This is a genomic window from Robinsoniella peoriensis (assembly GCF_000797495.1).
Lineage (GTDB): Bacteria > Bacillota > Clostridia > Lachnospirales > Lachnospiraceae > Robinsoniella > Robinsoniella peoriensis.
Map to the genome: position 1 here is coordinate 100,207 of NZ_JTGN01000012.1, position 14,216 is coordinate 114,422.

At 43.1% G+C, this 14,216-nt stretch carries 9 protein-coding genes and 1 riboswitch; of the genes, 1 reads left to right on the forward strand and 8 read right to left on the reverse strand.

What is annotated here, in order from left to right; all coding sequences use genetic code 11:
* Nucleotides 1-154: 154 nt before the first annotated feature.
* Nucleotides 155-362, reverse strand: a riboswitch (cobalamin riboswitch).
* A 270-nt stretch (nucleotides 363-632) separates the two neighbouring features.
* Nucleotides 633-1,598: a radical SAM protein gene (locus QR40_RS21995; RefSeq protein ID WP_044289338.1), complete on the forward strand. Its 966-nt coding sequence runs from the start codon at nucleotides 633-635 to the stop codon at nucleotides 1,596-1,598.
* A 122-nt stretch (nucleotides 1,599-1,720) separates the two neighbouring features.
* Here the strand turns inward: QR40_RS21995 and QR40_RS22000 are convergent, their stop codons facing one another.
* The 8 genes from QR40_RS22000 to QR40_RS30185 all read right to left on the reverse strand — a co-directional run bounded on the left by QR40_RS22000 (nucleotide 1,721) and on the right by QR40_RS30185 (nucleotide 14,057).
* Nucleotides 1,721-2,923 carry an FprA family A-type flavoprotein gene (locus QR40_RS22000; RefSeq protein ID WP_027293956.1) on the reverse strand — a complete coding sequence of 401 codons (1,203 nt, stop codon included), beginning with the start codon at nucleotides 2,921-2,923 and terminating at the stop codon, nucleotides 1,721-1,723.
* 164 nt (nucleotides 2,924-3,087) lie between these two features.
* Nucleotides 3,088-3,846, reverse strand: coding sequence for an ABC transporter ATP-binding protein (locus QR40_RS22005; RefSeq protein ID WP_027293955.1), 759 nt, complete (start codon nucleotides 3,844-3,846; stop codon nucleotides 3,088-3,090).
* Complete coding sequence (locus QR40_RS22010; protein WP_377139008.1) at nucleotides 3,836-4,792, reverse strand: FecCD family ABC transporter permease; 957 nt, start codon at nucleotides 4,790-4,792, stop codon at nucleotides 3,836-3,838. The genes QR40_RS22005 and QR40_RS22010 overlap by 11 nt, the downstream gene beginning before the upstream one ends.
* Before the next feature lie 70 nt (nucleotides 4,793-4,862).
* Nucleotides 4,863-5,906 carry a heme ABC transporter substrate-binding protein IsdE gene (isdE, locus tag QR40_RS22015; RefSeq protein ID WP_044296768.1) on the reverse strand — a complete coding sequence of 348 codons (1,044 nt, stop codon included), beginning with the start codon at nucleotides 5,904-5,906 and terminating at the stop codon, nucleotides 4,863-4,865.
* Nucleotides 5,896-6,969, reverse strand: coding sequence for a heme-binding Shp domain-containing protein (locus tag QR40_RS30175; protein WP_160295858.1), 1,074 nt, complete (start codon nucleotides 6,967-6,969; stop codon nucleotides 5,896-5,898). The genes isdE and QR40_RS30175 overlap by 11 nt, the downstream gene beginning before the upstream one ends.
* Before the next feature lie 103 nt (nucleotides 6,970-7,072).
* Nucleotides 7,073-10,165, reverse strand: coding sequence for a sortase B protein-sorting domain-containing protein (locus tag QR40_RS30180; protein WP_052430998.1), 3,093 nt, complete (start codon nucleotides 10,163-10,165; stop codon nucleotides 7,073-7,075).
* A 269-nt stretch (nucleotides 10,166-10,434) separates the two neighbouring features.
* Nucleotides 10,435-11,262, reverse strand: a complete 828-nt coding sequence (locus tag QR40_RS22030; RefSeq protein WP_027293952.1) for an HTH domain-containing protein — start codon at nucleotides 11,260-11,262, stop codon at nucleotides 10,435-10,437.
* A 74-nt stretch (nucleotides 11,263-11,336) separates the two neighbouring features.
* The gene (locus QR40_RS30185) at nucleotides 11,337-14,057 is read right to left on the reverse strand and encodes an Ig-like domain-containing protein (protein WP_052430999.1); all 2,721 of its coding nucleotides are present in this window, start codon (nucleotides 14,055-14,057) and stop codon (nucleotides 11,337-11,339) included.
* Nucleotides 14,058-14,216 lie beyond the last annotated feature (159 nt).

A 14,216-nucleotide genomic window follows, 5' to 3' on the forward strand; every position in this document is an offset into this window, starting at 1 on the left:
AATCTTTTCCAAAATTGATAAACCAGGCTCTCATCAGTTTCTACAATAAAATATGCCTGCTCACCCTAAGCCGACACCTGATACAGATTAATGTACTGCACTTATAGAATATGTACATACACTAAACTGGCTGGATGTTTCGCTCTTCACGGAAGCACATCTCATACATTAAGCAGGTTTCCTGACTTACAGATCATAGTTTGCCTTCTCCTTCTCACACAATGGGTTATGCAATGGATTATGAAGGTTCACTCCCTGAATACAGTGACCGGATCGCTTAGGATTCTCACCTAATTCCCTCTTCTAAAATTAATACCCTTCGTCCTGATATTAACCTTAGCACTTAATATAGCAATATTAAATTACACAACTACATTATAAGCATGTATGCTGGATTTGTCAATTACCATTTTTATATTTTTCAATATTTTTTGGAATTTTTTTATATTATCTATTATTTTTTACAAAAAACGAAAATTAATTCCAGCTGTATAACACAAATTATTTTATAATATGTCCAGAACGTGTTTAAAAATCAAGCCATCTTGCACGCTCCATTTCCCAGGGGATTTTCCTCGGATAGTTCCTATTAAATTTACATTTCCGGCAATACCGGATCAGGAGGAATTCTTATGATTACAGAATTATTAAAAAAAGCATCGGTTGCCGAGCTGACAAAAGAGAATGCCGTTGCCCTGCTGCAGACGAAAAACGGAAGCAGGGAATTCTACGATTTATTAGCACTAGCAAATGAAATGACCCGTAATGAATATGATAATAAGTCATACATTTTTTCTCAGATTGGATTGAATGCCCAGCCCTGTCCTATGAACTGTAAGTTTTGTTCTATGGCAGAGAGCAATTATGTGATGGATGGCACATTTCTGAAGACTATGGACGATATTGAGGATATCTTAGAAACGGTCCGTCAGTTAATTGCTGCCGGAACCCATGATCTGTTTCTAATGACAACAGCACATTATGACTTTGAAGAATTCCTGAATATTTCCAGAGAAGTAAAAAAAGTATTGCCTGATCATATCCGGTTTGTAGCTAACATCGGTGATTTTGATGAAGATAAAGCAATGCTCCTGAAGGAAACCGGGTTCACGGGTGTCTACCATATTCGGCGTCTGGGGGAAGGCATTGATACGGACATTTTACCGGAACGACGCATACAGACATTGGATGTCATTAAAAAAACAGGTTTGGAACTCTATTACTGTGTAGAACCAATCGGTCCGGAACATACCTATGAAGAAATTGCAGATGAAATGCTCCGTGCCAGAGACTACGGCGTGGAAGCAATGGCTGTTATGCGAAGAACTCCGGTTCCCGGAACGCCGCTGGCTGACAAAGGCCGGATCTCATCCCTTGAACTTGCTAAAATTGCTGCCGTGGCAAGGCTGGTAACCAAACCCTCCCGCTCCATGAATGCTCATGAAGTAACGCCTCTGACCCTGTCAGGGGGAGTTAACCAGCTTTATGCCGAGGTAGGCGCTAATCCCAGAGATCTGGTTCAGGATACGGCTGGCAACCGGGGATACGGAGTACTTGCTGCCAGGGATCTGCTGCTGGATGCAGAATATGAACTATAGCGCACGCCCCACTTTATGACCCGCAGGTGCAGCCGCTTTTAGAGACAAATGAAAAAAACGTTCTTCGTAGGTGATGGAACTCACTTGTACAAAGAACGTTTTTTCAAACTCTTCTGCTATTCTTAAGCATTCAAAGATGTCATAATGGCATCTTTTAACTCTTCTACATTTGCAAGCCCCGCTGGCTTTAACGTAGATTTAATCGATACTTCTCCAAGGATTTCAATCTCTTTCATTTCCTCTAAGATTTTCTTCACCTGTTTGGATGCGGTAGGTGCCCAGGTACCGTTATCCAGAATACCGACTTTACGGTTACGAAGCCCAAGCGCCTTCATATCCAGCAGGAAAGATTCCATGGATGGGTAAATTCCACCGTTATAGGTAGGCGTTGCAACTACGATTACGCTGCAGCGGAATGCCTCCGCAATTAAATGGGATACATGGGTTACGGAAGCGTCATATACCGCAATATTTTTCACGCCTGCGTCCGCCAGTGACATTGCCAGCACATTGGCTGCATTTTCCGTATTGCCGTACATGGAACCATAGATAATTACCACGTTGTTATCTTCCGGCTCATAGCGGCTCCATTTGTCGTATTTGTCTATGAAATATCCAAGATCACTTCTCCATACGGGACCGTGAAGCGGGCAGATCATTTCGATGTCCAGAGTTGCTGCTTTTTTCAGCAGTGCCTGTACCTGCACACCGTATTTTCCTACAATATTGGTATAGTAGCGTCTGGCATCATCCAGCCAGTCCCTGTCAAAATCCATCTCGTCATTGAAGATGTTTCCGTTTAATGCTCCGAAAGTTCCAAATCCGTCTGCGGAGAATAATATTTTTTCTGACTGTTCATAAGCTACCATTACTTCCGGCCAGTGCACCATAGGTGCCATAAAGAACTGCAGGGTATGTACTCCAAGTGAAAGTTCATCTTTTTCTTTGACTTCAATCACTTTTCCTTCCAGATCCATTTCATAGAACTGTTTGATCATTTGTACCGTCTTGGCATTTCCAACCAGTTTCATCTCGGGATATAACCTTACCAGCACTTCAATATTTGCACAGTGGTCCGGTTCCATATGATTAATTACTAAATAATCCAGAGTTCTGCCGGCTAATACATATTGAACATTTTCAATAAACTGACGGCTGATGGAAAAATCCACGGTATCCATCAGTGTTGTTTTTTCATCCATAATTAAATAGGAATTATAAGATACTCCTCTCGGAATTGGGAATAAATTTTCAAATAAGGCAAGTCTTCTGTCGTTTCCGCCTACCCAATAAATGTTGTCCGTTACTTTTCTTGTGCAATGCATAGGTATCACCACGTTCCTTTCCAGCTTCTATATTGTACTTCAATACTTTCCTTTTAGATTGTAACATTTATTAGAATAATTGCAAGAGATAAACACTTTAAATTTCCTTTATCCATGAATTTTATAAAGATTTGTCGAATGAACACTGCTTAAGAGAATACTGATTATACAGCCAGCACAAATTTTTTTCCTTTAACGTCAGCAATATCCAGACGGATTCCATAGAGGGACTGAATTGCATCAGAGTCAATCACCATTTCCGGATTTCCATAAACCGCAATTTTCCCTTTTTTCAAACCGATTACATTGTCGCTGAAGTACATAGCCTGATTGATATCATGAAGCACCATAATAATGGTGATGCCATATTCCCGGTTTAATTTTTTTACCAATTCCAAAATCTCTATCTGGTATCGGATATCCAGATATGTGGTAGGTTCATCCAGAAACAATATCTTTGTATTCTGGGCAAGTGCCATCGCAATCCAGACACGCTGTTTCTGACCTCCGGAAAGCTTTGCTACTTCCCGGTCTTTATATTTTTCAATATTCGTCACTTCCATCGCCCAGGAAATCATTTTTTCGTCGTCTTCATTCTGTCCATGCATCATCCTGGCGTAAGGGGTCCGCCCATAAGATACCAGTTTTTCCACAGTTATATCACTGCTTGAGGAGTTGTACTGATGAACGATGGATACCTTTGTGGCAAAATCTTTTAATTTCATGTTACGGATATTCTTTCCATTCAGATAAATCTTTCCTTTGTCGGGCATCAGATTTTTTGTCATGAGCGAAAATAAGGTCGACTTTCCACACCCGTTTGCACCCATGATTGTTGTGATCTTCCCCATTTCCACCTGAAAAGATATATCATCCAGGATCTTATTTTTCCCATAGGAAAACGACAGGTTTTTAACTTCCATACTTTGAACTCCTCCTTAATAATACAATAAAGAATGGTCCTCCCACCACCGACATAATAATGGATGCGGAAACCTCGTAAGGAGCGGCGACGGTTCTTCCAATGGTATCCGCCAGAAGAAACGTAAATGCTCCAAGCAGCATGGAAAAAGGAAGCAGCACCTTATGGTCCGATCCTACCAGAATTCTGCCAATATGGGGAACAATCAGCCCTAAGAATCCAATCACACCTGCCACAGCTGTAGAAATACTGGCGAGCAGTACGGCGACACAGGAAATTACAATACGAACTGTATTGACATTTACCCCAAGTCCTCTTGCTGTCTTATCTTCCAGGGATAACAGGTTGCATTTCCCGGAAAATACCATGGATAAAATCAATCCTGCTGCAACATACCAGACAAGTGTGTGGACATCATCCCAGGTCTTCATGGTAATATTCCCATTCACAATAGCCGCTACACCGGACATATTTCCGCCGTTCATGGAATTAAATGCGCTGGAAAGCCCTGCAAACATGGAATTTACGGCTACACCAACTAAAATAATACGCAGAGGGCTTAGGCCGCCCTTCCAGGAAAGTCCATAGACTAATAAAAAGGCTGTTAATCCACCCAGAAAAGCAAATATCGGAGTGAAGAAAAACCACTGGGGTGCAAATGCCGTTATTAATACTGCCGTAAAGCTGGCACCGCTGGATATGCCTATAATACCAGGGTCTGACAAGGGATTTTTCAGCACCGCCTGAAACAGCACACCGGAGACGGATATGGCAGCCCCTGCAAGCATGGAGATCATAATTCTGGGGAAACGCAGGTCATAAATAGTAGCAACCTGGTCATCAAACGCAACAAACAATCCTTTTAATAATTGTATAAAAGATACTTTCAGGCTTCCTATATTTACTGCTAAAAAGAACAGCGTGATTAAAAGGATGATCATCACCATGAAAGAAACTGTTTTCCGCCCGGTTTTCGATATTTTTCTTTTCCTGCCGGCTTCCTGTCCCACCTGTCCTTTAATTGCTACCATGTGTCTGCTCCTCGTTTTCTGTTTTGTCTTCTGTTATGTTTTCTGTTTTGTCTTCTGTTATTTCTTCTGATAAGTTCTCTGTATCCTTAAGCGCATCCTCTTTTTTGACACTGCTTCCGCTTTCCGGATAGAGAATGGGCTGTAATTCCTCCAAAGCTTCCGGATAATTAAAGGTAGCGCTCATTCCAAATTTATCATAGGATAGATCGTAAACCCTGCCTTCTTTTACGGCACTGAAATGTTTCCAGATGTCATTCGTCTCAAATTCATCGGCAAACATCTTCACGACCTGATCCGGCATGGCATGCGCCGTTCTTAATATAATATCCGGGTCTTTGCTCTTCATATCTTCTGTATTTGCCGTAAGGAATTCCTGATCGCTCCCCTCATATACATTGATTCCACCTGCCAGTTCCACCAGGCTTCCAACGTAGGAATTTTCTGTGGCTACAATATAAGAGCCGGGCAGGCCCATCAATACCAGCACCCGTGGTTTTTCCTGATCTGCATTTTTATCTTTGTAAGAATTATAAAAATCCAGGAATTCATTTACCAGGACCTCTGCCTCTTCCTCACGGTCAAAGAGCTGCCCCAGTTCCTGAATTGACTTATACATTCCTGGAACACTTTTTAAATTTAGAAAAGCATAATCCAGACCCGCTGCTTCGTATTTACTCTGCAGGTCTGACTGCAGGCTGGACGGGCTTAATACCCAATCCGGTTTTATTGACTTTAAAATCTCCATATCCGGAGACATAGGTGTTCCGATTACTTCCACGTCTTTATATCTGTCCGGGAGGGTTGTTAGGCTGCTTTTAGGCACCCCTGCCAGATCCAGATCCAGCTTTTCGCAGATGGCAACGGTTGCCATAGAGGTTGCGGCAATGCAAAGGGAATCCGTAACTTCCGCGGTTTGGGATAAGGTCTTATTACCCTGGGTCTGATCAACGCAGCCGCCCAGGGTCACCATGGTAAAGAGCCCAAGTAAAAGGATTCCGGCTTTTTTTAGTAGTTTGCGCTTAATCATCATCCTCCTCCTTACTGCGTTTGTAGATTACATATAGAATACCACCTGCAGCTGCCATCAATACCACTCCTGTCACAACACCGGCAACGACTGTAACTATGGTTAATTTCACCATCTGTCCCATGTCGCCTGAACTGCTGCCTGCACCCACAGTCCGATCCTCGTTATCCTTGCGTAAAGCTGTTTCTTCTTCACTTTCCTCTTCCGATGCTGCAATTGGTTTTGATGCAGATAACCCAACTGCATCATCCAGTGGATTATCAGATTTGCTATTATCCTGTTTCTCCTCTTTCTTCTTCTGCCCGGTCTGATTTGAAGCTTCGGTTACAGGTGCCGCTGTCGGTGCTGCTGCTGTTTCTTTTTGGGACTCCGTCTGAGGGGCTGTTGTCTGAGGCGTTGTCTGAGGTGTTTCCTGGGAGGACGCTGTCTGGGGCTCAGCCTGGGGTGCCGGCGTCTGGGGCGCTGCTGCCTGAGTCTCTGGAGCCTGGGTCTCTGGGGCCTGGATGTCATTTGTGACTGTGACAGATTGTATGAAGTCCGTATTGTTTCCTTCCGTCAGATCTGAAAAATAATAATAAAAGATTACATATCTTCCCATTGGTTCCACATAAAACGTACTCCTGACTACTGTAGTTTCGGAAGTCAGAAGGATGCGGTAATCGGTACAATAGGTTCCGCCTGCATTTTCCTGCATCACGCTGCCATCCGTACTCATCCAGTTGCTGTCTCCCCATTCCTGCACGGCAAACTGCACATCGGATATCTGGTCCGCCAAAAAATATCTCACATTAGCATAGGTGTTTCCGCTTTCGTCTACCTCCAAAAGAGCCTGGGTATATAATACACTCTCCACCATAGACTGTCCCAGTACCTGGGACGATTCTCCTCCGGAATCTTCAATTTCCCCTGATACCGGATGGCTGTAACTCGGATGGACGACTGCGGTATAGACTCCATTTGCCATTGCTGCCTGTACCGGCATCACAGAACCGGCTGATCCTGCTGCCACTGCAGCTGCTGCTAATACGGCTATCAATCTTTTCAAATACTTTTTCACACTTCTCACCCATTGCCTATTGCAGTCTTATCTGCAATACTGCCACAATTATGCAGGCCGAAAGAATCGCAATGTGGCACCCTTTCTATTTTTAGATTTTTTTTCATTCTGCTCACCTATTCCTTGTTTTCAGTCTTCTGCTAACAGCTAAGGATAAAATCCCAAGTGATGCCATAAACAACATTCCAAAAAGTACGATCGGTGTTGTATCTCCTGTCTTTGCATTTGCTGCTGTTTTTACAGCCGTACCGCCTGTGCTTGGGGTTGTGCCCGCGGATGTTTTCGGGATATTTACAGTGGGTTTATTTGTATTTGGTGTAATAGATGAAGCTGTCTTCTCACCAATTGCAAACAGCCCGGTCTTATTTGTTTTGAATACATACATCCCGTCTTCCACGCTGCCCGCTAAAAGAGATTTCGTTCCGTCACTGTTCACACGATAAACTCCGGCTTTTGTTCCGGATAAACTGCCCAGTGGAATACTGATCGTTATAAAACCTTCGGGCTGTATTTCGTTCCCGTCCATACTCAGGGTAATTTTGTAAAGTTTAAAATTGCTAAACACGGATGAAAGTGCTGTCTTTGCACTGGTATACTCCTCTCCCTGGGCAATCTCTGTAACCTCTGCTTTGGCACCTTCGGGTATCATTCCTTTTTCGGCTGCTATACGAACCCCATTTACCGTTTTATCAAATGCCGGTGACTGCTCTGCGGGATCATCCGGCTGCAAATCCGGATCGTCATCCGTTGTGCTTTTCAGCGTAGTCCAGTCTAATTTCATCAATACATTCTGCGTACCTGCTCCTGCAGAAATAGCATCCATGATAGGCACAAATACCTGTAAGGGTACTAATCCATTTTCATCGTTCAAAGCCGTATTTACCAGTTCAAAAGAAACGGTGTCCGGGTATGGGCTTTGCGCATCATTATAGATATCCACAACCACATTGCCATCGCTGTCTTTCTGGGTTGTCAGTACGGTTACGTCCTTTAAAGTCCCCTGGGGATTTCCAAGGGAGTCATAGGTGTACCCATCTGCATAGTACTTCAATTTACTTAAATAACCGAAACTGCCATTAATTTTAAGACCTGTAAAATCCAGAGTCAGATTGTACGTTCCATCCTTCACCGTTAATTTAATTGTATGGTTAATGGCATCATTGGACATGGACTTGCTGACCCGGTCTGTCTTAATCATATCCGTATAAACAGAATAGACACCATCTTTTAAATTCTTATAGTCCAGTGTTTCATCCGTGGTTTTCTTTAAACCTCTGATTGCAGCCGTAAGAGCCTCTGTCTGTGCATCTATGGATGTCTGGGGCGCATCATTTGCGTCATAAACTGCCTGTGCTGCTTTCATCACCGTTTTCAGTGCTTTTAGGGTAGATGACGTATATGTATCACTTTGTTCTGCCAGTTTTTCAGCTTCTTCCAGTTTCGCTTTTAACTTGCTCTTATCTGCCGTTTTCTTTTTTTCCAGGTTTGCAATTGCTGAATTTAGAGATTTCACAACTTCATCTGCATCGCTTTGAACCGCCTGGGCATTGTCAGAAATCTTTTTGGCGCCTTCGACTGCGCTTTTCAGGACATTTAAGGACTCTTCGGTATAGACACCGGTTTGCTCCAGATAGCCCTGTGCCTCTTTGATCTTTGCTGTTAGTGCAGTCTTATCAGCCAGTTTTACCAGTGCTGCAACCCCCTGCTCCAGAATTGTAACCTGACCGTCAATTTCTGCCTGGGATGCATCTTCTTTCCCGAAAACGGTTTCCGCTGTTTCAATTATTTTCTTTAAAGATGCCAGGGATGCAGCCGTATATTCTTTCGTCTTAGACAAATACGCGTTCGCTTCTGCAAGTTTTGCCTCCAGAGCACTTTTATCAGTGATTAAAATTTTTCCGGTAATTATTTCTGCTGCACACTGCAGTGCGTCTGTCTGGGCATTTACCTGATCCTGGGATGCATTCATATTGGCAGCCAGTTCTGCCGAAGCTGCAATGGATGCCTGCAGAGCTGCATATACCTCATCGGAAGCCGTTCCCTGGGCAACGTTTTTCGCCCGGTTAATCATTGCATTTAGTATGGATTTATCTGAATCCAATCCGGAAACCTGCTCCATGTTTCCATAATCCAGCTGTAGTCTTGCAAACTGTTTTCCAGCTCCTGCTGAGATGCCTTCCATGATTGGCACATATACCTGAACCCAGATCTCACTGTCGCCCAGTGTCACGGGCATGGTCATGGATTTAGGATAAAGCTTTCCTTTCATCAACGCGTCAATTCCATTTACCGGATTATTATAAGTATCGTATACCCCTTCATAATAAGCTGTCACCGTTGGGGAAAAAACTTCCGTACCTGCAGGCGGATAGCCTTCCTGGTCATAGGTAAGGTAATAAAACTGTCCCAGATAGCCGGTGCCAAGGGCAATGGACAAGGATACAAAATCAAGAGTTAACGTCCCCTTTCCGTCTATTACCGTTAAGTGAGATGGTTTTTTCAGAGCCGCATTTCCCATAGAATCCTGCCTGTTATTTGCATGTTTTAAAACAGAAGGAATGGTATAAATGCCATCCAGAATTTTTCCTTCTACCGTTTTTTCTGTCAGCGCTGCTATAGACGCCCAGACTGCAGATGTATAAATGTCTGCCGTCTCCTGATTAAGCGCGGCATCATTTACCGTTAATTCTGCTGCTGTCACTATTTTTTTGAGAGCATCATAACTCTTATCGGTATAATTTCCCTTAGCTATCCCGGCTGCCTGTGCAATTGCTTCATTTAAAGCCGACGGGTCGGTTTGGGATTCCTGGCCTTTTAACTCTGCTTCTGACAAATTCTGGCTGAAACCTTCCGAACCTTCTGCTTTGGATAAACCTCCTGATTTGGCCTGTGTTGTCTGATCCTGGCTTTCTTCATATGTATTTAAGGTCTCAATCACCATGTCCAATGTTTCCATTTGTGTTCTTGCTTCTTCATCTGAAGCTTGCGGATCATCCGCAACTGCATGGGCTCCGTCAATATATGGCTGCAGCCATGTCTGGATATCACCTTCAAATTCCTGCAATAAGGCTTGCGTATAAGCCAATTTTCCCTGAAGTTGTTGAAGACTTCCCTTTTCCCCGGCCATGGCCTCATATGGACAGGAAGTAACGATCACTAATAGTGCCAAAAATAGTGCAATGGCTCTTTTTATCATACCTTTCATGTTTCACTCTCCTATTTTTATAATCTCTGTATCAGAACGTGTCTTAATCACTTATGCCTGGGTGCAATAATGATTCAGACACGCCCTGTCGTTAGTCTCGGCTAACCTCTTTTCTCTATTATAATGATAAATTAAATATGATCAAGGAAAGAAAAAGTTGCTCCCATGCAACCTGACTTTATGTAAAATCCTTACCACAGCGCATTTAATAAAGGAAATACCGGGTTGCACCTGCGCAACTATGATAAATCTTATCATTTCGGTATCCTTTACAGCACCAGTGCCATAGTAAATATTGCTACACTTTCGGGCATATACATACTGCCTGAAGAACATTTCATTTTCAGAGGAGCACTTCCAAGCAAGACCCCTTCTCCTTTATTGTAGGTAAATTTCATACAGGAAGTAGGAAAGCTCCATATATTGTTATTACGTACTGCTGCCTGAAATTGATGGTTCATCAGATATGCCACCTCATCTACCTGTCCGGACATCATTCCTTTTCCCGTAGGAAGCGGGCGAACCAGCCGTTTTGACTTCAGATATACGTATCCCACACCATCTTTCACACGTAGAATGCCAGGGTGGCAGAAGCCTTCATTTGCCATGGATACCTGGAGATGTTCTTTGGAATTATCTTTATAAATCGTATAAGCAATAGAATATTCCCCGTCAGCCAGAAGATAGTCAATACACTTTTCACAGAATCCATCCACATCGCAGAGGGCACATCTGTTAGCGGCGCTTGCCAGTTTTTCGATCAGCAGCTCCCTGGTCTGGTCAGCAGTGCATAGCAAAAGATGAATCGCCTGATCTTCTGCCTCTTGAAAAGACATTCCGCCTTCACTGATAAACCAGTTCTGGAGGATCTCTTTTTCATGATCAATTCTTTTGACCTGTTTTTCTCCATAAGGCGTAAATTTTAACTCTTTTTCATACAGTATTTTCTCATTTGCAAAACTGTCTGCCGCACGGCTTACCGTTGACTTGGAAATATGCAGTTTTTTTGCTATATTTGCCGCACTTAATTCGTTTTTCTCCATTTTCAAAATATTTAACAGAATTTTCACACGTACCGGTGTCAGCTCTGTTCTCATACGCTCACTCCTCCCGAAAAGGGGATGCCGCATATCTTATGCCGCATCCCTGTTAAAATTAAAATCTGTTGGAATTACTTCACTTTTATTGTAACTGTTTTTTTCAGTCCATTACACCGGACCGTAATCTTCGCAGTTCCTTTTTTCTTCGCCTTTACAACACCTTTACTGGTTACAGCTGCTACTTTTTTCTTATTGGATGTATAGGTGATTTTTCCACTTGGCACTGCCTTTGCCACGATTTTAACTTTTTCGCCCTTCTTTAATTCTATAGAAGATGACTTAATTTGAAGCTTCTGCTTTTTAACTGTGATAGTGCAAGTCTTCGTAATGCCGTTTGCGGTAGCTTTTATTTTAACTGTCCCGGTCTTTTTCGCCGTTACTTTTCCGTTCTTTACCACTGCAATCTTTTTATCGGCGGATTTCCAGGTCACTTTGCTGCTCGCACCTGTTACGCCTGCCTTCAGGGTTATTGTCTTATTTCCATTGATATAAAGGGTTGCTTTGGATCTGCTTAATTTTAAAGCCGGTGCTTTTACGGTTACCGTACAAGTCTTGCTGATGCCATTAGCTGTGGCGGTAATCACTGCAGTACCTGCTTTTTTTGCTGTCAGTTTTCCGTTTAAGACTTCCACAACAGCCGGATTACTGGATTTCCATGTCACTGCCTGACTACTTCCTGTCACAGTCGCTTTTAATGTAGCGGTAGTGCTGCCCTTGGTATAGAGAGTGATATTGCTCTTGTCCAATGCCAGAGTTGCTGCGGGCACAGGGCTTTCCTTTACCAGTCCGTTCACCGCATTTTGCAGTTCCTGAAGTGCCTGATCCACATCCGCCTGCTTGCTGTTCTTATTGCCTGCAACCGCCTGAGCTTTGGCAATGGCATTCTGTAAAGCATCAAAGCTGCTCTTTGTATAAATTCCATTGTTATTGTTGATTGCTCTGGCACTGTTAATCTTTGCGTTTAAAGCAGAAAAATCTACTGCCGGCTCTTCCTCTTTAACTGGGGTAAGCTTTGTCCAGTCTAATCTTAAACGGGCATTTTGTGTACCTGATCCAGATTGTATACCTTCCATAATCGGTATGTACATCTGAATTTCCATTTCATTTAGATTTATGTCAACCGGAAATGACAGACTGCTTGGATATGCCTTTCCTTTCATCTGGGGATCTGTTCCATTTTCCTTATCGTTAAAACTGTCATAGACATCAAAGGTGGACAGCACTTCTGCATCTACAGTTCCATCTGCAGTTACTTTTTTCATCCACCCGAGGTAACCTTTTAACCCCTGTAAATCAACAGGCAGCAATGTCAGTTTTAAGATTCCTTTTCCATCTTTCACAGTTAGATCTGCAGTCTTTATAACCGCATCATTTCCCATGGAAGGCTGTTCAGCTAACGCATGCCATACGCTGACCGGAATAGTGTAATTTCCATCTGCCACTGACGCTTTTTTTACCAGTGCGTTTACCGCTGCCATCAGTGCATCTGACTGATCAGATACTTCCTGCTGCATTGCAATGGGGCTTTCAGCTACAGCTTTCGCTGCCCGAAGGGCTGTCTGCAGATTTTGAAAACTTTCGTCCGTATATTCAGACGCTGTATATTCAGATGCTGACTGTATCTGTGCATTCAGGCTGCTCTTATCCACATTTTGGACTTTTGCATTTTCCAGATCCAGATATAATCTCGCCGGCTGCACTCTTCCGCTGTCCAGTTTGATATCTGTCAGTATCGTATTTTTTGCAAGAACCAGTTCGACCTGGGAAATGTTCCCTTCACTGTCTCTGGCTGTCACATCTGCATCCACATATACATCTCCGCTTAAATACTGCAGCCCCTGCATGTATGAAGTTATGACCTGCGATCCCATCTCTACCGATAAAGCCTGGGCATCCAGATAAACTTTCATTTGTCCGTTTTCAGATAAAATTCTGCAGGACTTTACAATTCCATTGGACATGGACAATTCATCTTCTGTTGACTTCCAGAACTGTGCCGTAACTTTGTAAAGACCATCATTAAGCAAATACTCCTTATCTGCCGTCTTCACCAGTGCGGCTATTGCTGACGCAAGAGTTTGTGAAGCGTTATTTATCTCATCCTGGAATGCAGCAGGATCTGCTGCCGTCTTAACGGCTGCTGCCAATGCTTCTGTAAAAACTGTGTAACTTTCTGGTGTATATGCTGCTTCCTCATAATCAGATGCTTTTTGAATCTGGTCATTTAACGCTGATTTGTCGATATCCTGCAATACTGCATTTTCCAGATCCAGATATAATCTTGCCCCCTGTGTCCCCATCATACCGCTGTCCAGCATAATATCAGTAAGTCCTGTATTCTCAGGAAGTACCAGTTTTACCTGAGCGATATTTCCGTCCTGGTCACGTGCGGTTACCTCGGCATCTGTATACTCTGATGCTGAGGAGTTTTCCTCATTGCCGGACTTATACTGCAGACCCTGCATATATGCACTGATCTCATTCCCTCCCATACTGACTGTTAATTTCTGTACGTCCAGGTACACTTGCATTTCGCCGTCCCCTGATATGAATCTGGCACTTTTTATAATTCCATTGGACATGGAAACTTCATCTTTATCCGCCTTCCAAAACTGGGCGCTTACCTGAAATAACTCTTCTTGCAGGTTATACACTGCTTCCTGCTGATATTGTGACACGATCAAATCTGCTGTATCCTGCTCAGCCGCAAACGCCTCTGCCGAAAAAGAGCTCATGGTCATCATTGCTGCCATCAACACTGACAGACCTTTTGCTTTTGTCGTTCTTTTCATCTTACTGATTCCTCCTGGTTTCTTTCTGTATGTATTTAATTAGCCATAGCTAACTTTGACTCCAACAGTATATAGCCAGCTGGAATATTTTGCAATCCTTATTTTGTTGCTGCTGTGCAACTGTTTTTCCAGATGATATCCATTTTTGCCTTTATTTAC

What these genes read in the sequence shown, in the direction of transcription:
- isdE (WP_044296768.1), bottom strand. Translation starts at nt 5,906, where the DNA reads ATGATGATTAAGCGCAAACTACTAAAAAAAGCCGGAATCCTTTTACTT.
- QR40_RS22030 (WP_027293952.1), bottom strand. Translation starts at nt 11,262, where the DNA reads ATGAGAACAGAGCTGACACCGGTACGTGTGAAAATTCTGTTAAATATT.
- QR40_RS21995 (WP_044289338.1), top strand. Translation starts at nt 633, where the DNA reads ATGATTACAGAATTATTAAAAAAAGCATCGGTTGCCGAGCTGACAAAA.
- QR40_RS22010 (WP_377139008.1), bottom strand. Translation starts at nt 4,792, where the DNA reads ATGGTGATGATCATCCTTTTAATCACGCTGTTCTTTTTAGCAGTAAAT.
- QR40_RS30185 (WP_052430999.1), bottom strand. Translation starts at nt 14,057, where the DNA reads ATGAAAAGAACGACAAAAGCAAAAGGTCTGTCAGTGTTGATGGCAGCA.
- QR40_RS30180 (WP_052430998.1), bottom strand. Translation starts at nt 10,165, where the DNA reads ATGAAAGGTATGATAAAAAGAGCCATTGCACTATTTTTGGCACTATTA.
- QR40_RS22005 (WP_027293955.1), bottom strand. Translation starts at nt 3,846, where the DNA reads ATGGAAGTTAAAAACCTGTCGTTTTCCTATGGGAAAAATAAGATCCTG.
- QR40_RS22000 (WP_027293956.1), bottom strand. Translation starts at nt 2,923, where the DNA reads ATGCATTGCACAAGAAAAGTAACGGACAACATTTATTGGGTAGGCGGA.